An 18872-nucleotide genomic window follows, 5' to 3' on the forward strand; every position below is an offset into this window, starting at 1 on the left:
GCCGGGCGCGGCGCCCCTCCCCCGCATGATCGCGGTCCAGGCGGCGCTGGAGACGAAGATGCTCCTGCGCAACGGTGAGCAGCTGCTGCTCACCGTCGTCATCCCGACGCTGCTGCTGGTCCTGTTCAGCAGTGTGGACATCGTGGACACCGGTGCCGGCGAGGCTGTGGACTTCCTCACCCCCGGCATCCTCGCGCTCGCGGTCATGTCCACGGCCTTCACCGGCCAGGCCATCGCCACGGGCTTCGAGCGGCGGTACGGCGTCCTGAAACGGCTCGCCGCCTCCCCGCTCCCCCGCTGGGGACTGATGACGGCGAAGACGGCGTCGGTGCTGGTCACGGAGGTCCTCCAGGTGATCCTGCTGACGGTGATCGCCTTCGCCCTGGGCTGGGACCCGCGCGGAAACCCGCTCGCCGTCCTGCTCCTGCTGATCCTCGGCACGGCGGCCTTCTCCGGGCTCGGTCTGCTGATGGCGGGCACCCTGAAGGCGGAGGCGACTCTGGCCGCCGCCAACCTGGTCTTCCTGCTGCTGCTCGTGGGCGGCGGGGTCATCGTCCCGCTGGACAAGTTCCCGCCCGCCGCCCAGGACGTCCTCGGGCTGCTGCCCATCTCGGCGCTCTCCGACGGACTGCGGGACGTGCTCCGGCACGGGGCCGGCATGCCGTGGGGCGACCTGGGGATTCTGGCGGTGTGGGCGGTCGTGGGGCTCGCCGCGGCGGGCCGGTTCTTCCGCTGGGAGTGACGGCATCGGCGACCCTCGTGAAAGCGTGCACAAGCGGCGGCCTACGATGGTGCACGTGCCAAACGTGACCCGCGCCGACGCCGTAGCGGCCGTCCGCAACCCGCTCGCCTTCATCGCCGCACGCTGGACCCCCACCCCCCGGACGGTTCGGCGGGCGGCCCTGTCCGCGCTCGTGATGTCGGTGGTCATCGTGGTCACCGGCGGTGCCGTACGGCTCACCGGCTCCGGTCTGGGCTGCCCGACCTGGCCGAAGTGCACCGACGACTCGCTCACCGCGACCAGCGCGATGGGCTTCCACGGCGCCGTCGAGTTCGGCAACCGCATGCTGACGTACGTGCTGTGCGCCGCAGTCGGCTGGGCGATCATCGCCGCGCGCTCCGAGAAGCCGCGGCGCCGGGGGCTGACCCGCCTGGGCTGGGCGCAGTTCTGGCTGGTGATGGGCAACGCCGTGCTCGGCGGGATCGTCGTGCTGGTCGGCCTGAACCCGTACACGGTCGCGGCGCACTTCCTGCTCGCCTCGGCCCTCATCGCCGTGGCCGTGGTGATGTGGCAGCGCAGCCGGGAGGGCGACGGTGAGCCCCGGCCGCTGGTCGGCAAGCCCGTGCAGCAGCTGGTGTGGTTCCTGGTCGCCGCCTCGTCGCTGCTGATCGCCGTCGGCACGGTGGTGACCGGCGCGGGTCCGCACGCGGGCGACTCCAGCGAGGTCGAGCGGATGCCGCTGGACTGGGAGACGGTCGCCAAGCTGCACGCGGTGCTCGCCTGGATCGTGGTGACCCTGACCTTCGCCCTGTGGTTCATCCTCAAGGCCGTCGACGCCCCGAAGGGCCCGCTGGACCGCACCAGGGAGCTGTTCCTGGTCCTGCTCGCGCAGGGCGTCATCGGTTACGTCCAGTACTTCACCAACCTTCCCGAGGTCCTGGTCGGGCTGCACATGCTCGGCTCGGGGCTGGTGTGGATCTGGGTACTGCGGGTCCTGCTGGCACTGCGCGAGCGCCCCCAGCCGGCACTCGGCCTCCCGGGCCCGGCGCCCGAGGCGACGGTCGGCTCCCGGGCGTAGGGCCTGTCCGCCCGGCCTCGCGCACCTGTGTGACCCACGCCGGTCACCCCAGCCCGTACACCCTCCGCGCGTTCCCCGCCGCCACCATCCCCGCCACCCGCTGCGCGTCCGCCAGCGACCACGCGCCCTCCGCGACCCAGGTGCCCAGCACCCGGCCCAGTGCCTCGCGGAACAGCCGGGCGCCGACGACGTGCAGCTCGGGCAGGGCCTGGGCCCCGCTGGAGAAAAGGATCTTGCCGAAGGGGGCCAGTTCCAGGATCTCCGCGAGGACCGTCGCGGCGCGGGCGCCGGTGCGCACGAGGGCTGCGCCGGAGTCGGCGTACACGTGCGGGAAGACGCCGGCGAGGTGGGCGGCGTGGCGGTGGTAGGGGTAGCCGTGGAGCAGGACCAGGTCCGTGCCCAGGCCGGCCGTGGCGCGGACGAAGTCCGTGAGCAGCACGGGATCGGTGCGGTCGATGCGCAGGCCCGGCTCGCCGAGCCCGGCGTGCAGCTGGAGCGGCAGTCCCGAGGCGACCGCGATCCACAGCAGGTGCCGTAGCAGCACGGGGTCGCTCAGCTCGCCGCCGACCCGGCGGGCGGCCAGCCAGCGTCCCGCCGCGCCCCGTACCTCCCCCGGCCCGGGCGGCTCGGGGGCGAGGGCCAGACCGTGGCGGACCCCGGCGACGGAGGTGAAGGCGACGGCGTTCGCGGCGGCCGAGTGGACGGCCTCGGCGAGGTTGGCGAGGAAGGACTCGACGGTGCCGGAGGTGTCGGCGACCTGCTCGGCGAGGAGTTCCAGGCGCACGATCTCGCGGGCCTCGGCGGCTCCGGCGGAGGCCAGTTCGTCCGGGCCGGTGAGGTCCCCGGGCAGGCCGGTGTCGACGAGGTAGGTCGTGATGCCACTGCCGCGCAGCAGCCGGCGGCCCGACTCCAGGACGCCGAGTTCACGGCGCCGGGCCAGGTAGCGGGCGGGCGTGCAGTGCGGTTCCAGGCCCAGCAGCGGGGGGCACCAGCGGCGGACCGCGAACCCGGTCTGGGTGTCGAAGAGGGTGGTGCCGGATGCGGGCGGGCCCTCGGTACGCGCCAGCTGGGCCTCGAAGGTGCCGAGACCCAGCTCCGTTCTCAGGACGCCGTGGCAGTACTGGTCCACCAGGGACGGCGTATCGATCATCGGGACTCCCGCGACTGGACCTCGTACTCCTAAGGTCCTAACGGGTGAACCCGGTGTCAGGTGTTGCGTGAGACGAGTTCGCCCGAGAAAAGCCCGCGCGGCGGAGGCTCAGCCGTTCTTCGGGCCGCCGACCTGGATCCCCGCCATGCGGGTCCACTCGTAGGGCCCGGTCTTCACCTTCGCCGCGAACTCGCCGTCGAAGGACTCGTGGAGCGTGACCCCGGCCTTCTGAACGGCCTGGTGGGCGAGGTCCACCGAGGGGGCGACGAGGTCGCCCCAGCCGCCGTCCTCGCCGACGAGCACGATCCGGGCGCCACGTTCGCCGATGTACGCGACCTGGGCCTCGGCGCCGCCGTGCGTCTTGGAGAATGCGCTGATCTGCTGGGCGAGCCGGGCGACCCTGCGCCCGTCCTTCGCGTCCATCTGCTGCGTGTCTGCCATGGTCAGGATGCTACCGACGGGTAGATCGAACGGCGACGGCCGGGGTGCGTGACGCTCACCTCAGGAAGGGGTCCACCGCGACCGCCACGAACAGCAGCGAGACATAGGTGATGGACCAGTGGAACAGCCGCATCTCCTTCAGCTTGCCGCCCGTGACCTCCGCCTTCGCCCGGTTCTGCAGGGCGTGCGCCTCCCACAGCCACCAGCCGCCCGCCGCGAGGGCGACGGCCGTGTAGAACCAGCCGGTGTAACCGAGCGGCGTGAGCAGCAGCGAGACGACGACCATCACCCAGCTGTAGATCACGATCTGCCTGGCGACCACCTTGTTGGAGGCGATGACCGGCAGCATCGGCACGCCCACGCGCGCGTAGTCCTCCTTGACCTTCATGGACAGCGGCCAGTAGTGCGGCGGCGTCCAGAAGAAGATCACCATGAAGAGGATCAGCGGTGCCCAGGAGAGCGAGTTCGTCACGGCCGACCAGCCGATCAGCACCGGCATGCAGCCGGCGATGCCGCCCCACACGATGTTCTGCGAGGTACGGCGCTTGAGCAGCATCGTGTAGACGACGACGTAGAAGAGGAGCGCTCCGAGCGACAGCCAGGCGGACAGCCAGTTGACGGTGAGACCGAACAGCAGCGTGGAGACGACCGCGAGGGAGATGCCGAAGACGAGGCACTCGCGCGGGCTGACCATCCCGGTGACCAGCGGCCGTTGCGAGGTGCGGTCCATCAGGGCGTCGATGTCGCGGTCGATGTACATGTTCAGCGCGTTGGCGCCGCCCGCCGAGAGGTAGCCGCCGACGCAGGTGAGGAGCACCAGGCCGAGGTCCGGCACGCCCCCCTGGGCGAGGAACATCACCGGCACCGTGGTGATGAGCAGCAGCTCGATGATCCGCGGCTTGGTCAGCGCCACGAACGCCTTGACCCGGGCCCCGAACGGCCGCCGGCTCGGGCTCTGGCTCGTCCCGATCTCCCCCACTGCCCCGAAGGCGTGGGCGGTACCCCCACCTACTGGACGGGATTCAACGGCCGTCACGCACACCCCTGACAGAGACTCCCAGCAAGCCTCCCCATGTGAATGCGGGGTAAAGGCTCGCGCGTACCACGCCACTGTAGACGTTGCCCAGACCCGGGCATTCGCGGGGGTGGGGTCGTGTTGGAAGGGGCCCCCGGAAGAGCCGTGCGGCACTCTGTTGAGCACTCGTACGAGCGCCTCCGTATTCACATGCCGAACAGGAGACTTCCCAGTCGGGAGGCGGATCCCCGGCCGTCCCGAAGTCTGGAACGGCTCGCAAAAATGGACGTTCTTACGGGGGTAGGCTCGACAACGGCCGGTGGGCGCCGCGTGCACCGGCATTCGACATGCGTGACATGTGGAGAGGAGCCCTGACTCAGGGTGAGCACCAAGCCGACCACCACAGACCTCGAGTGGACCGAGTTGGATCAGCGGGCCGTCGACACCGCCCGCGTCCTGGCCGCCGACGCCGTACAGAAGGTCGGCAACGGCCATCCCGGTACGGCGATGAGCCTGGCGCCTGCCGCCTACACCCTCTTCCAGAAGGTGATGCGGCACGACCCGGCGGACGCCGACTGGGTGGGCCGCGACCGTTTCGTGCTGTCCGCGGGCCACTCGTCCCTGACCCTCTACACCCAGCTGTACCTGGCCGGTTTCGGCCTGGAGCTGGACGACCTGAAGTCGTTCCGCACGTGGGGTTCGAAGACCCCGGGCCACCCGGAGTACGGCCACACCGTGGGCGTGGAGACGACGACCGGCCCGCTGGGCCAGGGGGTCGCCAACGCCGTCGGCATGGCGATGGCCGCTCGCTACGAGCGGGGCCTGTTCGACCCCGACGCCCCCGCCGGTGAGTCGCCCTTCGACCACTACGTCTACTGCATCGCCGGTGACGGCTGCCTGCAGGAGGGCATCTCCGCCGAGGCGTCCTCGCTGGCCGGCCACCAGAAGCTGGGCAACCTGGTCCTGCTGTGGGACGACAACCACATCTCGATCGAGGGCGACACCGAGACGGCCGTCTCCGAGGACACCGTCAAGCGCTACGAGGCCTACGGCTGGCATGTGCAGCGCGTCGCCCCGAAGCCGGACGGCGACCTCGACCCGCACGCCCTCTACAACGCGATCGAGGAAGCGAAGAAGGTCACCGACAGGCCGTCCTTCATCGCGATGCGCTCGATCATCGCCTGGCCCGCCCCCAACGCCCAGAACACCGAGGCCGCGCACGGCTCGGCGCTCGGCGACGACGAGGTCGCGGCCACCAAGCGCGTCCTGGGCTTCGACCCCGAGCAGACCTTCGAGGTCGCCGACGAGGTCATCGCCCACACCCGCAAGGCCCTGGAGCGGGGCGCCGACGCCAAGGCCGAGTGGGAGAAGTCCTTCCAGCTCTGGCGCGACAACAACGCCGAGCGCGCCGCCGAGTTCGACCGCGTCGCCGCGGGCGAGCTGCCGGCCGGCTGGGAGGAGAAGCTCCCGGTCTTCGAGCCCGGCAAGGGCGTCGCCACCCGCGCCGCCTCCGGCAAGGTGCTGCAGGCGCTCGGCGCGATCATCCCCGAGCTGTGGGGCGGTTCCGCCGACCTGGCCGGCTCCAACAACACGACGATCGACAAGACCTCGTCGTTCCTCCCCGCCGACAACCCGCTGTCCGAGGCGAACCCCTACGGCCGCACCGTGCACTTCGGCATCCGCGAGCACTCCATGGCCGCGGAGATGAACGGCATCGCCCTGCACGGCAACACCCGTATCTACGGCGGCACGTTCCTCGTCTTCTCCGACTACATGCGCAACGCCGTCCGGCTCTCGGCGCTGATGCACCTGCCGGTGACGTACGTGTGGACGCACGACTCCATCGGCCTCGGCGAGGACGGCCCCACCCACCAGCCGGTCGAGCACCTCGCCTCGCTCCGCGCCATCCCGGGTCTGAACGTGGTCCGCCCGGCCGACGCCAACGAGACCGCGATCGCCTGGCGCGAGATCCTCAAGCGCTACACCAAGGTCTTCGGCAAGGGTGCCCCGCACGGTCTGGCGCTGACCCGCCAGGGCGTGCCGACGTACGAGCCCAACGAGGACGCCGCCAAGGGCGGTTACGTCCTGTTCGAGGCCTCCACCGGGACGCCGGACGTGATCCTGATCGCGACCGGTTCCGAGGTGCACGTGGCGGTCGGGGCGCGCGAGCGGCTCGAGGCCGACGGGGTGCCGACGCGAGTCGTGTCCATGCCGTCCGTGGAATGGTTCGAGGAGCAGGACCAGGGGTACCGGGAGAGCGTCCTGCCGCCGTCCGTGAAGGCGCGTGTCGCGGTCGAGGCCGGTATCGGTCTGACCTGGCACAAGTACGTCGGGGACGCCGGCCGCATCGTTTCCCTGGAGCACTTCGGTGCTTCGGCCGACGGCAAGGTCCTCTTCCAGGAGTACGGCTTCACTGCCGAGAACGTGGCCGACAAGGCACGGGAATCCCTCGCCGACGCCCGACGCTGACGCTGACATACGACACGTAGGAGATGTAATTCCATGACAGACGCACTCAAGCGCCTCTCCGAGGAAGGCGTGGCGATCTGGCTGGACGACCTGTCGCGCAAGCGGATCACGTCCGGCAACCTCGCCGAGCTGATCGACCAGCAGCACGTCGTGGGCGTCACCACCAACCCGTCCATCTTCCAGAAGGCGATCTCGCAGGGCGACGGCTACGACCAGCAGCTGTCGGACCTGGCCTACCGCAAGGTCACCGTCGAAGAGGCCATCCGCATGATCACCACGGCGGACGTCCGGGACGCCGCCGACATCCTGCGCCCGGTCTTCGACGCCACCGGCGGCCAGGACGGCCGGGTGTCGATCGAGGTCGACCCGCGCCTCGCGCACAACACCAAGGCGACGGTCGCCGAGGCCAAGCAGCTGGCCTGGCTGGTCGACCGCCCCAACACGCTGATCAAGATCCCGGCCACCAAGGCGGGCCTGCCGGCGATCACCGAGGTCATCGGCAACGGCATCAGCGTGAACGTCACGCTGATCTTCTCGCTGGAGCGCTACCGCGAGGTCATGGACGCCTACCTGGCGGGCCTGGAGAAGGCCCGTGAGAAGGGCCTCGACCTCTCGCTGATCCACTCCGTGGCGTCCTTCTTCGTGTCCCGCGTGGACACCGAGATCGACAAGCGCCTGGACGCGCTGGGCACCGACGAGGCCAAGGCGGCGCGTGGCAAGGCCGCCCTCGCCAACGCCCGGCTCGCCTACCAGGCGTACGAGGAGGTCTTCGGAACCGAGCGCTGGGCCGCGCTGGAGAGCGCGGGCGCCAACAAGCAGCGTCCGCTGTGGGCCTCCACCGGCGTGAAGGACCCGGCGTACAAGGACACCCTGTACGTCGACGACCTGGTCGCGCCGAACACGGTGAACACCATGCCGGAGGCCACGCTGCAGGCCACCGAGGATCACGGCGCGATCACCGGCAACACCATCGCCGGGACCTACGAGCAGGCGCGCGCCGACCTCGACGCCGTCGAGAAGCTCGGGATCTCGTACGACGACGTGGTGCAGCTGCTGGAGGACGAGGGCGTCGAGAAGTTCGAGGCGTCCTGGAACGACCTGCTCAAGTCGACCGAGGCGGAGCTGGAGCGCCTCGCCCCCTCGGAGGGCTGAATCCTTGTCGCCTCTTTCCGGTTCCGGAGCGAACCCGCTTCGTGACCCCGCCGACCGACGGCTCCCGCGCATCGCGGGGCCGTCGGGGCTGGTCATCTTCGGCGTCACGGGCGATCTGTCGCGCAAGAAGCTCATGCCGGCCGTGTACGACCTGGCCAACCGCGGTCTGCTGCCGCCGGGCTTCTCGCTGGTCGGGTTCGCCCGCCGTGAGTGGGCGAACGAGGACTTCGCGGCCGAGGTCCACGACGCCGTCAAGGAGCACTCCCGCACCCCCTTCCGCGAGGAGGTCTGGCAGCAGCTCATCCAGGGCATGCGCTTCGTGCAGGGCACCTTCGACGACGACGACGCCTTCGAGCGCCTCCGCGCGACGATCGACGAGCTCGACAAGGCGCAGGGCACGGGCGGCAACTTCGCCTTCTACCTGTCCGTGCCGCCGCGCTCCTTCCCGGTGGTCATCCAGCAGCTGAAGAAGCACGGTCTGGCCGACCAGACGAAGGACTCCTGGCGGCGCGCGGTCATCGAGAAGCCCTTCGGCCACGACCTGGAGTCGGCCGAGGAGCTCAACAAGGTCGTCCACGAGGTCTTCGCCCCGGACCAGGTCTTCCGCATCGACCACTACCTGGGCAAGGAGACCGTCCAGAACATCCTGGCGCTGCGTTTCGCCAACACGATGTTCGAGCCGATCTGGAACCGGTCCTTCGTGGACCATGTGCAGATCACCATGGCCGAGGACATCGGCATCGGCGGCCGCGCCGGCTACTACGACGGCATCGGCGCCGCCCGTGACGTCATCCAGAACCACCTCCTGCAGCTGATGGCGCTGACCGCCATGGAGGAGCCGGCCTCCTTCGACGCGGACGCGCTGGCCGCCGAGAAGACCAAGGTGCTCGGGGCCGTACGGCTGCCCGAGGACCTCGGCCGGGACACCGTGCGCGCCCAGTACGCGGCCGGGTGGCAGGGCGGCGAGAAGGCCATCGGCTACCTCGAAGAGGACGGCATCGATCCGCGGTCGAAGACGGACACCTACGCCGCCATCAAGGTCGAGGTCGACAACCGCCGCTGGGCGGGCGTCCCCTTCTACCTGCGCACCGGCAAGCGGCTCGGCCGACGCGTCACCGAGATCGCGGTCGTCTTCCAGCGGGCCCCGCACTCCCCCTTCGACCACACGGCGACGGAGGAGCTCGGCAAGAACGCGATCGTCATCCGCGTCCAGCCCGACGAGGGCGTGACCGTCCGCTTCGGCTCCAAGGTGCCCGGCACCTCGATGGAGATCCGGGACGTGTCCATGGACTTCGCCTACGGCGAGTCGTTCACGGAGTCCTCTCCGGAGGCGTACGAGCGCCTCATCCTGGACGTTCTGCTCGGCGACTCCAACCTCTTCCCCCGCACGGAGGAGGTCGAGCTGTCCTGGAAGATCCTCGACCCGATCGAGCGGTACTGGGACGAGAACGGCAGGCCCGCGCAGTACCCGGCCGGTACCTGGGGGCCCGTCGAGGCGGACCAGATGCTCGAACGAGACGGACGGAGCTGGCGCCGGCCATGAAGATAGACCTCACGGACACCACCGCCAGCAAGATCAACAAGGCGCTGGTCCAGGGCCGCCGGGCGATCGGCACCCCCGCCGTGGGCATGGTGCTCACGCTCGTCATCGTCACCGACGAGGAGAACGCGTACGACGCGCTCAAGGCCGCCAACGACGCCTCCCGCGAGCACCCCTCGCGCACGCTCGTGGTCATCAAGCGCGTCTCCCGCTCCCCCCGCGACCGCACCCAGTCCCGGCTCGACGCCGAGGTACGGGTGGGCGCGGACGCGGGCACCGGCGAGACGGTGATCCTTCGGCTGTACGGCGAGGTCGCCGACCACGCCCAGTCGGTGGTGCTGCCGCTGCTGCTGCCGGACGCGCCGGTCGTCGTCTGGTGGCCGGTGAACGCGCCGCTCGACCCGGCCGCCGACCCGCTCGGCGCGCTCGCCCAGCGCCGCGTCACCGACACCTACGCCTCCGAGCAGCCGGTGCGCGAGCTCGGCGCCCGCTCCGACACCTACGCCCCGGGCGACACGGACCTGTCCTGGACCCGCATCACGCCCTGGCGTTCGATGCTGGCCGCGGCCCTGGACCAGGTCACCTGCAAGGTGGAGTCGGTCGAGGTGGAGGGCGAGGAGTTCAACCCGAGCTGCGAGCTGCTGGCCATGTGGCTCGCGGACCGGCTGGACGTCCCGGTCAAGCGCTCGCTGTCGAACGGCCCCGGGCTCACCGCCGTACGCATGGCGACCTCCTCCGGTCCGATCGTCCTCGACCGGGCCGACGGCTCCCTGGCCACGCTCTCCATCCAGGGCCAGCCCGACCGTGCCGTGGCGCTCAAGCGCCGGGAAACGGCCGAGCTGATCGCGGAGGAGCTGCGCCGGCTGGACCCGGACGACACATACGCCTCCGCCCTGCGGTTCGGGGTCGAGCGGCTGAACGCGTCGACGTCGGCGCCCACGGCGCGGGCCGAGGAGGCGGTTTCCACGGAGGAGCCGGCTGCCTCGGAGGAGTCGGCTGCCGCCAAAGGAGAACCGGACGTCGTCGAGATCGCTGCGGAAGCTCCCGCTGAGGAGGCGGCGGCGCAGGAACCGGTGAAGAAGTCCACGGCCAAGAAGGCGGCGGCGAAGTGAGTGCCCCTCAGCTGGTCGTGCACCACGACAAGGACCTGATGGCGCAGGCCGCCGCGGCCCGGCTCATCACGAAGATCGTGGACGCGCAGGCCTCCCGGGGTTCCGCGTCCGTGGTCCTGACGGGAGGCCGCAACGGCAACGGCCTGCTGGCCGCCCTGGCCGCCGCCCCGGCCCGGGACGCCATCGACTGGGGCCGGATCGACCTGTGGTGGGGTGACGAGCGGTTCCTGCCCGAGGGCGACCCGGACCGCAATGTCAGCCAGGCCCGCGAGGCCCTGCTGGACACGGTGCCGCTGGACCCGAAGCGCGTGCACGCCATGCCCGCGTCCGACGGTCCCTACGGCGCCGACGTGGAGGCCGCCGCGGAGGCGTACGCCGAGGAGCTGGCCCGCGCGGCCGGCCCCGAGAACCACGGTTCCGTGCCCACCTTCGACGTCCTGATGCTGGGCGTCGGCCCGGACACCCATGTGGCCTCGCTCTTCCCCGAGCTGCCGGCCGTGCGGGAGACCGAGCGCACGGTGGTCGGCGTCCGCGGCGCCCCCAAGCCCCCGCCGACCCGGGTCACGCTGACGTTGCCGGCCATCCGGGCTGCCCGTGAGGTGTGGCTGCTCGCGGCCGGCGAGGACAAGGCGCAGGCCGCGGCGATCGCCCTGTCGGGCGCGGGCGAGATCCAGGCCCCGGCGGCAGGCGCCCGTGGCCGGGCCCGCACCCTGTGGCTCCTGGACACGGCGGCGGCCTCCCAGCTGCCCAGGTCGCTGTACCCGCCGGCGTCTCCCTGACGCGACCGCGTCCCGGCATGGAACCCGTACGGTCAACCGCCGTACGGGTTCTGTCCGTTGTGGGCGTCGTACGGAAGGCGGCGCCCATCTGAGGCCCCCGAGCGATCGTTTCCATGACCGCCCGGGAGTCTCCGAGGAGCGGAATCAGCTACGGCCGCGCAGCTCGCGGTACTTGGCCACCAGCGCCTCGGTGGACGCGTCCAGGCCGGACACCACCGCGCCCTCGGTCAGCGCGGGCTCGACGCGCTTGGCGAGGACCTTGCCCAGCTCCACGCCCCACTGGTCGAAGGAGTCGATGTTCCACACCGCGCCCTGCACGAACACCTTGTGCTCGTAGAGGGCGACGAGTTGGCCGAGGACCGACGGGGTCAGCTCACGGGCGAGGATGGTGGTCGTGGGGTGGTCGCCCTTGAACGTCTTGTGGGCCACCAGCTCCTCCGGTACGCCCTCCGCGCGCACCTCCTCCGGCGTCTTGCCGAAGGCCAGCGCCTGGGTCTGGGCGAAGAAGTTGGCCATCAGCAGGTCGTGCTGCGCCTTGAGCGCGTCACTCAGCTCGTCGACCGGCCGGGCGAAGCCGATGAAGTCCGCCGGAATCAGCTTCGTGCCCTGGTGGATGAGCTGGTAGTAGGCGTGCTGCCCGTTGGTGCCGGGCGTGCCCCAGACGATCGGGCCGGTCTGCCAGTCGACCTCCTGCCCGTCCCGGCCGACGTACTTGCCGTTGGACTCCATGTCCAGCTGCTGGAGATAGGCGGCGAACTTGGACAGGTAGTGGCTGTAGGGCAGCACCGCGTGCGACTGGGCGTCGTGGAAGTTGCCGTACCAGATGCCGAGCAGGCCGAGCAGCAGCGGCACGTTGGACTCGGCGGGGGCGGTGCGGAAGTGCTCGTCGACCAGGTGGAAGCCGTCGAGCATCTCGCGGAAGCGGTCCGGCCCGATGGCGATCATCAGGGAGAGGCCGATCGCCGAGTCGTAGGAGTAGCGGCCGCCGACCCAGTCCCAGAACTCGAACATGTTGGCCGTGTCGATACCGAAGCCGGCGACTTTCTCCGCGTTCGTCGACAGGGCCACGAAGTGCTTCGCGACCGCCGACTCGTCGCCCAGCGCGTCCAGCAGCCAGGCGCGGGCCGAGGTGGCGTTGGTGATCGTCTCGATGGTGGTGAACGTCTTGGAGGCGATGATGAACAGCGTCTCGGCCGGGTCCAGGTCGCGGGTGGCCTCGTGCAGGTCGGCGCCGTCCACGTTGGACACGAAGCGGACGGTGAGGTCGCGGTCGGTGTAGCCGCGCAGCACCTCGTAGGCCATGGCGGGGCCGAGGTCGGAGCCGCCGATGCCGATGTTGACCACGTTCCTGATGCGCCGGCCGGTGTGGCCGGTCCAGGCGCCGGAGCGGACGCGCTCGGAGAAGTCGGCCATCCTGTCGAGGACGGCGTGCACGGCGGGGACCACGTTCTCCCCGTCGACCTCGATCACCGCGTCGCGCGGGGCGCGCAGAGCGGTGTGCAGCACCGCTCGGTCCTCGGTCGTGTTGATCTTCTCGCCGCGGAACATGGCGTCCCGCAGCCCGAAGACGTCGGTGGCGGCGGCCAGCTCGCGCAGCAGCCGGAGCGTCTCGTCGGTGACGAGGTGCTTGGAGTAGTCGACGTGCAGGTCGCCGACCTGCAGCGTGTACCCGCTGCCCCGCTCCGGGTCGGCGGCGAACAGTTCTCGCAACCGCACCTCGCCGAGCTCCTCGCGGTGCTTGGCCAGCGCCGTCCACTCGGGCGTCTGGTTGAGCCTCGTACGGCCGTCTGCGTTCATGTCGGACTTCAGCCCTTCCTCACCGTTCCGTGCTGCTGCGCACGCGTTGCCCCGCCCGTTCCAACCTAGTTGATCAGGGCGTCGCATGAGCGGACGCGTCGCTGTCGTGCGGGGCAACAACAGGTACGTCCGTCTTGCCCGCCGGTATCAACGCGGCGACGGCCAGGGTGAAGAGCAGGGCCGCCAGCAGTGCGGGCGCGTTCAGGCCGAAGGCGCGGGCGGTGGCGCCGCCGAGCAGGGCGCCCACGGGGGCGCCGGACGTGGACGCCGTACGGAAGGCGGAGGCGATGCGGCCGATCATGGGCTCGGGGCTGCGCTGCTGCATCAGCGTGACCTGGTTGACGTTCCACACCATGTTCATGGTGCCGAGCAGCAGCATGCCCACGAGGAGCCCGCCGAGGTGGCGGACGGTGCCCATCAGCAGCAGCGCGGCGACCTGGACGCTTCCGCCGAGCAGCAGGGCTCGGGCGCGGCCGGTGCGGCGGGCGATGCGCTGGGCGACGAAGCCGCCGGCGAGGCTGCCGACCGCGTACACCGTCATGGCGGCGGCGTACGCGGTGCTGCCCGCGTGCAGCCAGCGCGTCACATGCAGCACCAGGGTGGCGATGAGGGCACCCATGCCGATGTTGCAGAGCAGGGTGGCCACGCAGATCGGGCGCAGGACGGGGTCGCGCCACAGATGGCGCAGCCCCTCGGCGATCTCGGCCCGCAGGGTGCTGCCCGTGGGCCGCGGCTCTCGCTCGGGCGGCCGTATCCGCAGAGAGGCGACCAGGGCGGCGGCCAGCAGATAGGTGCCCGCGTCGGCGGCGAACGGCATGAAGGCACCGGCGCCGAGCAGCAGCGGTACGCACGGGCCCGCCAGCAGGCCACCGGCGAGTTGCTGGCCGGTCATCAGCCGGGCGTTGGCGCTGCCGAGGGCCGCCCGGGGCACGAGGGAGGGCAGCATGGCCGTGGAGGCGTTGTCGAAGAGCGTCTGAAGGGTGGTCAGCAGGAAGGCGAGGGCGAGCAGCAGCGGGATCGAGGCGTGTCCGAGGCCCACGGCGAGCGCGAAGGCGGCGACGAGCAGGCCTCGTGCCGTGTCGACGGCCCACATGGCACGCCGCTGGTCCACCCGGTCGGCGACGGCCCCGCCGAGCAGCCCGAACAGCAGCCACGGAAGGTAGGAGCAGGCGGTGACCGAGGCGATGACCAGCGGCTCGTCCGTGAGCCGTACGGCGAGCAGCGGCAGGGCGGTGGTCCGCAGCGCGTCCCCGAGACGTGAGATGACGGCGGCGCTCCATAACCGCCCGAACCCTCCGCGCCACGCCGGCGCAGGCGCCTGACCCGCCTCGACCCCCGTCACCACTCGCCCTCCCGGTTCGCGGACTCACCGCGGACGCGGGAAGCCACACGAGAAACCGTAGGGGAGACCACTGACAACGGGCCTCGCGGCGACCACCGCGAGCGCGCGAAACAGGTCCGGCCAGGTGCCCTCCGAGGCACCCGGCCGGTCAACTCCTAGATCTCACCCCGCAGTTTGGCGAGCGCCTCGGCGAGGATCGCCTCGCCGTCCGCGTCGCTGCGCCGCTCCCGCACATAGGCGAGGTGCGTCTTGTAGGGCTCGGTGCGCGGCGGGTCCGGGGGGTTGTCCCGGTCCTGACCGGCAGGGAAGCCGCAGCGCGGGCAGTCCCAGGTGTCGGGAACCTGCGCGTCGCTGGCGAAGCTGGGCTGCGTCTCATGCCCGTTGGAGCACCAGAAGGAGATGCGCAGACGGGGCGCGGACTCGCCCCGCTCGGCCTCGCCCATCGGCCCCGCCCCGACCCGGCTTCCTCGGATCGCGTTGCCACTTGCCACGGTCGTAACTCCCTGCGTGATGGTGCCGCAAAGCGAGTCGGCGTTTCGCTTCGCTGCGAGCGCCTCAGTCTACGTAAGGCCCAACGCGCGTCCAGTGATTGGAGTTACAGCTCCCGCACCTAGACGCAAGCCCCATGATAGGCCGCGCTCAGCTGCGCGTACCGAACATGGGGCCTTACGTACGGATTGTGCGTGCCTGTGAGAGGCTGATCAGCTGTTCGTCTTCATCAGGATGCCGAGAACGATGACGCACGCGAACCACAGCAGACCGATCACGATGGTGATGCGGTCGAGGTTGCGCTCGGCGACCGAGGAGCCGCCGACGGAGGACTGCATGCCGCCACCGAACATGTCGGAGAGGCCGCCGCCCTTCCCCTTGTGCATCAGCACCAGCAGCATCATCAGCAGGCTGAAGACGATCAGGGCGATCGAGAACCCCAGAACCACGGCTGGACCAACTTCCTCGGATTCGGATAACGACGGGGGCACAGCACCTTGGCTGTGCCCCCGCAAGGGTACGACGGATCGGGCCTACCGCATACTCGCAGCCCGGCTCACTGGTCGCGGAATCGCACGATCTTGACGAACTCGTCGGCGTCCAGCGAGGCGCCGCCGACCAGCGCGCCGTCGATGTCGGCCTGCGCCATGATCTCGGCGACGTTGCCGGCCTTGACGGAGCCGCCGTACTGGATGCGGACCTTGTCGGCCAGCTCCTGCGAGTACAGCTCGGCGATCTTGCCGCGGATGGCGGCGCAGACCTCCTGCGCGTCCCCGGCGCCGCAGACCTTGCCGGTGCCGATCGCCCACACGGGCTCGTAGGCGATCACGACGGTCTCGGCCTGCTCGGCCGGGAGGTCCTTCAGACCGCCCTCGACCTGGGCGAGGGTGTGGGAGACGTGGTTGCCCGCCTCGCGGACCTCCAGTTCCTCGCCGACGCACAGGATGGGGGTGATGCCGTGCTTGAAGGCGGCCTTGACCTTGGCGTTGACCAGTTCGTCGGTCTCACCGTGGTACTGGCGGCGCTCGGAGTGGCCGATCGCCACGTACGTGCACTTCAGCTTGGCGAGCATGGGTCCGGAGATCTCGCCGGTGTAGGCGCCGGACTCGTGCGCCGAGATGTCCTGGGCGCCGTACTTGATGGCGAGCTTGTCGCCCTCGACCAGGGTCTGCACGGAGCGCAGGTCGGTGAAGGGCGGCAGGACGGCGACCTCGACGGCCTCGTAGTCCTTGTCGGACAGGGCGAAGGCGAGCTTCTGGGTGTGGGCGATGGCCTCGAGGTGGTTGAGGTTCATCTTCCAGTTGCCCGCCATCAGCGGCGTGCGAGTGGTCACGGGGTCAGTCCTCCAGTGCGGCGAGGCCGGGGAGCGTCTTGCCCTCGAGGTATTCGAGGGAGGCGCCGCCGCCGGTCGAGATGTGGCCGAATGCGTTCTCGTCGAAGCCCAGCAGGCGGACGGCCGCGGCGGAGTCGCCACCGCCGACGACCGTGAAGGCCGGGGAGTCGAGGAGGGCCTGGGCGACCGCCTTGGTGCCCTCGGCGAAATCGGGGTGCTCGAAGACGCCCATCGGGCCGTTCCAGAAGACGGTGGCGGCGTCGGTGATCTTCGATGCGTACAGCTTGCGGGTCTCCGGACCGATGTCCAGGCCCATCCGGTCGGCGGGGACCGCGTCCGCGGCGACGGCGGTGGGGTCCGCCGGAGCCTTGGTCTTCAGGTCCGGGAAGGCGGGGGCGACCAGCACGTCCACGGGCAGGACCAGCTCGACGCCGGTCTTCTCCGCGCGCTCGATGTACTCCTGGACGGTCGGGATCTGGTCCTCCTGGAGGAGGGAGCTGCCGATCTCGTAGCCCTTGGCCTTGAGGAAGGTGTACGCCATGCCGCCGCCGATGAGCAGCCGGTCGGCCTTGCCGAGCAGCTCGTCGATGACGGCGAGCTTGTCGGACACCTTGGCGCCGCCGAGCACGACGACGTAGGGGCGCTTGACGTCCTCGGTGAGCTTCTTCAGGACACCGACCTCGGTGGCGATGAGGAAGCCGGCGGCGTGCGGCAGCCGGGCCGGGAGGTCGTACACCGAGGCGTGCTTGCGGTGGACCGCGCCGAAGCCGTCGCCGACGTAGACGTCCGCGAGTTCGGCGAGCCGGTCGGCGAAGGCGGCGCGCTCGGCGTCGTCCTTGGCGGTCTCGCCCGCGTTGAAGCGCAGGTTCTCGATGACGGCGACCTGGCCGTCGGCGAGGCCGGCGACCGTCGCCAGGGCGGACTCGCCGACGGTGTCGGTCGCGAAGGCGACGGCGGAACCGAGGAGTTCGCCCAGCCGGGAGGCTGCGGGGGCGAGGGAGAACGCCGGGTCCGGGGCACCCTTGGGGCGGCCCAGGTGGGAGGCGACGACCACCTTGGCGCCCGCGTCCGCGAGGGCCTTGACGGTCGGCAGGACGGCGCGGATACGGCCGTCGTCGGTGATGGTGCCGCTGTCCAGCGGCACGTTGAGGTCGGCGCGGACGAAGACCCGCCGGCCGGACACGCCTTCGGAGAGGAGTTCGTCGATCGTCTTCATGAAAGGGGCTCCCGGGAGGGCTGGTGATGCTCCGTGATCGTAGACAGCGGCGCTGCGTACGTGACTCAGGGCCCGGGCGGCGCGTCCCTGCGCCGCCCGAGCCCTGCGTTCACACCGTGGTGCCTGATCCGACGATCAGAGCTGGTTGCCGACGAAGACCGTCAGGTCGACGAGGCGGTTGGAGTAGCCCCACTCGTTGTCGTACCAGCCGAGGATCTTCACCGAGTTGCCCTCCTGGACCATGGTCAGGGAGGAGTCGAAGGTGCAGGACGCCGGGTCGCTGACGATGTCCGAGGAGACGATCGGGTCCTCGGTGTACGCCAGGTAGCCCTTGAGGTCGCCGTCCTCGGAGGCCTTCTTGAACGCGGCGTTGACCTCGTCCTTGGTGACCTCGCGCTGCAGCGTCACGACCAGGTCGGTGGCCGAGCCGGTGGGAACCGGGACACGCATGGCGATGCCGTCGAGCTTGCCCTTGAGCTGCGGGAGGACCAGGGCGGTGGCCTTCGCGGCGCCCGTCGTGGTCGGGATGATGTTCTCGGCGGCGGCGCGGGCGCGGCGCAGGTCCGAGTGCGGGAAGTCCAGGATGCGCTGGTCGTTGGTGTACGCGTGGACCGTCGTCATCAGACCCTTGACGATGCCGAAGTTCTCGTCGAGGACCTTGGCCATCGGCGCCACACAGTTGGTGGTGCAGGAGGCGTTGGAGATGACGTGGTGGTTCGCCGGGTCGTACTTGTCCTGGTTGACGCCCATCACGATGGTGATGTCCTCGTCCTTGGCCGGAGCCGAGATGAGGACCTTCTTGGCGCCGCCGGCGATGTGCTTCTCGGCGTCGGCCTTCTTGGTGAAGATGCCGGTCGACTCGATCACGATGTCGACGCCCAGCTCGCCCCACGGGATGTCGGCGGGGTTGCGCTCCGAGAGAACCTTGATGGTGTGGCCGTCGACGGTGATCGTGTCGGCGGTGTGCGAGACCTCCTGCTTCAGGCGGCCCAGGATGGTGTCGTACTTGAGCAGGTGAGCGGTGGTCGCGGTGTCACCCAGGTCGTTGACAGCCACGATCTCGATGTCAGCACCCTGCTCCAGCAGCGCGCGGAAGTAGTTACGACCGATGCGGCCAAAGCCGTTGATGCCTACGCGGATCGTCACGAACCGATCTCCTCGTTGGTACGCCGGCCATGCGGTGCCGGCGAGCTGTATTTGGGATGTCCCCGACCACCCCCGACCCTACCTCTCCGAGG

At 70.3% G+C, this 18872-nt stretch carries 17 protein-coding genes; 7 read left to right on the forward strand and 10 right to left on the reverse strand.

What is annotated here, in order from left to right:
* The first annotated feature begins 25 nt into the window (after window positions 1–25).
* Both ACIBVL_RS00870 and ACIBVL_RS00875 read left to right on the forward strand, forming a co-directional pair.
* The gene (locus ACIBVL_RS00870) at window positions 26–742 is read left to right on the forward strand and encodes an ABC transporter permease (RefSeq protein ID WP_399091946.1); all 717 of its coding nucleotides are present in this window, start codon (window positions 26–28) and stop codon (window positions 740–742) included.
* A 46-nt stretch (window positions 743–788) separates the two neighbouring features.
* Complete coding sequence (locus ACIBVL_RS00875; RefSeq protein ID WP_399089613.1) at window positions 789–1799, forward strand: heme A synthase; 1011 nt, start codon at window positions 789–791, stop codon at window positions 1797–1799.
* 43 nt (window positions 1800–1842) lie between these two features.
* Here the strand turns inward: ACIBVL_RS00875 and ACIBVL_RS00880 are convergent, their stop codons facing one another.
* The 3 genes from ACIBVL_RS00880 to ACIBVL_RS00890 form a co-directional block, all read right to left on the reverse strand.
* The gene (locus ACIBVL_RS00880) at window positions 1843–2949 is read right to left on the reverse strand and encodes an amidohydrolase family protein (protein WP_399089616.1); all 1107 of its coding nucleotides are present in this window, start codon (window positions 2947–2949) and stop codon (window positions 1843–1845) included.
* Window positions 2950–3057: 108 nt separating this feature from the next.
* Complete coding sequence (locus tag ACIBVL_RS00885; protein ID WP_399089619.1) at window positions 3058–3390, reverse strand: hypothetical protein; 333 nt, start codon at window positions 3388–3390, stop codon at window positions 3058–3060.
* 55 nt (window positions 3391–3445) lie between these two features.
* A complete protein-coding gene (locus tag ACIBVL_RS00890; RefSeq protein ID WP_399089622.1) occupies window positions 3446–4432 on the reverse strand; it encodes a heme o synthase in 987 nt (328 codons plus the stop codon).
* Window positions 4433–4786: 354 nt separating this feature from the next.
* Here ACIBVL_RS00890 and tkt point away from each other — a divergent pair, with 354 nt between their 5' ends.
* From tkt to pgl, 5 genes are read left to right on the forward strand one after another with little or no spacing between them, the layout of a single operon-like run.
* A complete protein-coding gene (gene tkt / locus ACIBVL_RS00895) occupies window positions 4787–6874 on the forward strand; it encodes a transketolase (protein WP_399089625.1) in 2088 nt (695 codons plus the stop codon).
* A 33-nt stretch (window positions 6875–6907) separates the two neighbouring features.
* On the forward strand, window positions 6908–8026 hold the full coding sequence (gene tal / locus ACIBVL_RS00900) for a transaldolase (protein ID WP_399089629.1): 1119 nt from the start codon (window positions 6908–6910) through the stop codon (window positions 8024–8026).
* A 4-nt stretch (window positions 8027–8030) separates the two neighbouring features.
* On the forward strand, window positions 8031–9569 hold the full coding sequence (gene zwf, locus ACIBVL_RS00905; protein WP_399089632.1) for a glucose-6-phosphate dehydrogenase: 1539 nt from the start codon (window positions 8031–8033) through the stop codon (window positions 9567–9569).
* Window positions 9566–10678, forward strand: a complete 1113-nt coding sequence (gene opcA / locus ACIBVL_RS00910) for a glucose-6-phosphate dehydrogenase assembly protein OpcA (protein WP_399089635.1) — start codon at window positions 9566–9568, stop codon at window positions 10676–10678. Before zwf ends, opcA begins: the two co-directional genes overlap by 4 nt.
* Window positions 10675–11457, forward strand: a complete 783-nt coding sequence (gene pgl / locus ACIBVL_RS00915) for a 6-phosphogluconolactonase (RefSeq protein WP_399089638.1) — start codon at window positions 10675–10677, stop codon at window positions 11455–11457. Before opcA ends, pgl begins: the two co-directional genes overlap by 4 nt.
* 144 nt (window positions 11458–11601) lie before the next feature.
* Here pgl and pgi read toward each other — a convergent pair whose 3' ends face one another.
* The 7 genes from pgi to gap all read right to left on the reverse strand — a co-directional run bounded on the left by pgi (window position 11602) and on the right by gap (window position 18780).
* Window positions 11602–13254 carry a glucose-6-phosphate isomerase gene (gene pgi / locus ACIBVL_RS00920; protein WP_399089641.1) on the reverse strand — a complete coding sequence of 551 codons (1653 nt, stop codon included), beginning with the start codon at window positions 13252–13254 and terminating at the stop codon, window positions 11602–11604.
* A gap of 73 nt (window positions 13255–13327) precedes the next feature.
* The gene (locus tag ACIBVL_RS00925) at window positions 13328–14596 is read right to left on the reverse strand and encodes an MFS transporter (RefSeq protein WP_399089645.1); all 1269 of its coding nucleotides are present in this window, start codon (window positions 14594–14596) and stop codon (window positions 13328–13330) included.
* Between the two features lie 155 nt (window positions 14597–14751).
* Entirely contained in the window at window positions 14752–15087 is a 336-nt protein-coding gene (locus tag ACIBVL_RS00930) for an RNA polymerase-binding protein RbpA (RefSeq protein ID WP_003957010.1), read from the reverse strand.
* Window positions 15088–15297: 210 nt separating this feature from the next.
* Window positions 15298–15528: a preprotein translocase subunit SecG gene (secG, locus tag ACIBVL_RS00935; protein WP_399091949.1), complete on the reverse strand. Its 231-nt coding sequence runs from the start codon at window positions 15526–15528 to the stop codon at window positions 15298–15300.
* 113 nt (window positions 15529–15641) lie between these two features.
* Window positions 15642–16418 (reverse strand): triose-phosphate isomerase, encoded by a 777-nt coding sequence (gene tpiA / locus ACIBVL_RS00940; protein ID WP_399089648.1) that lies wholly within the window; start codon window positions 16416–16418, stop codon window positions 15642–15644.
* Between the two features lie 4 nt (window positions 16419–16422).
* Window positions 16423–17634: a phosphoglycerate kinase gene (locus ACIBVL_RS00945; protein WP_399089651.1), complete on the reverse strand. Its 1212-nt coding sequence runs from the start codon at window positions 17632–17634 to the stop codon at window positions 16423–16425.
* A gap of 135 nt (window positions 17635–17769) precedes the next feature.
* Window positions 17770–18780, reverse strand: coding sequence for a type I glyceraldehyde-3-phosphate dehydrogenase (gene gap / locus ACIBVL_RS00950; RefSeq protein WP_399089654.1), 1011 nt, complete (start codon window positions 18778–18780; stop codon window positions 17770–17772).
* Between the last annotated feature and the right edge of the window lie 92 nt (window positions 18781–18872).

Source organism: Streptomyces sp. NPDC049687 (assembly GCF_044465285.1).
Taxonomy (GTDB): Bacteria; Actinomycetota; Actinomycetes; order Streptomycetales; family Streptomycetaceae; genus Streptomyces.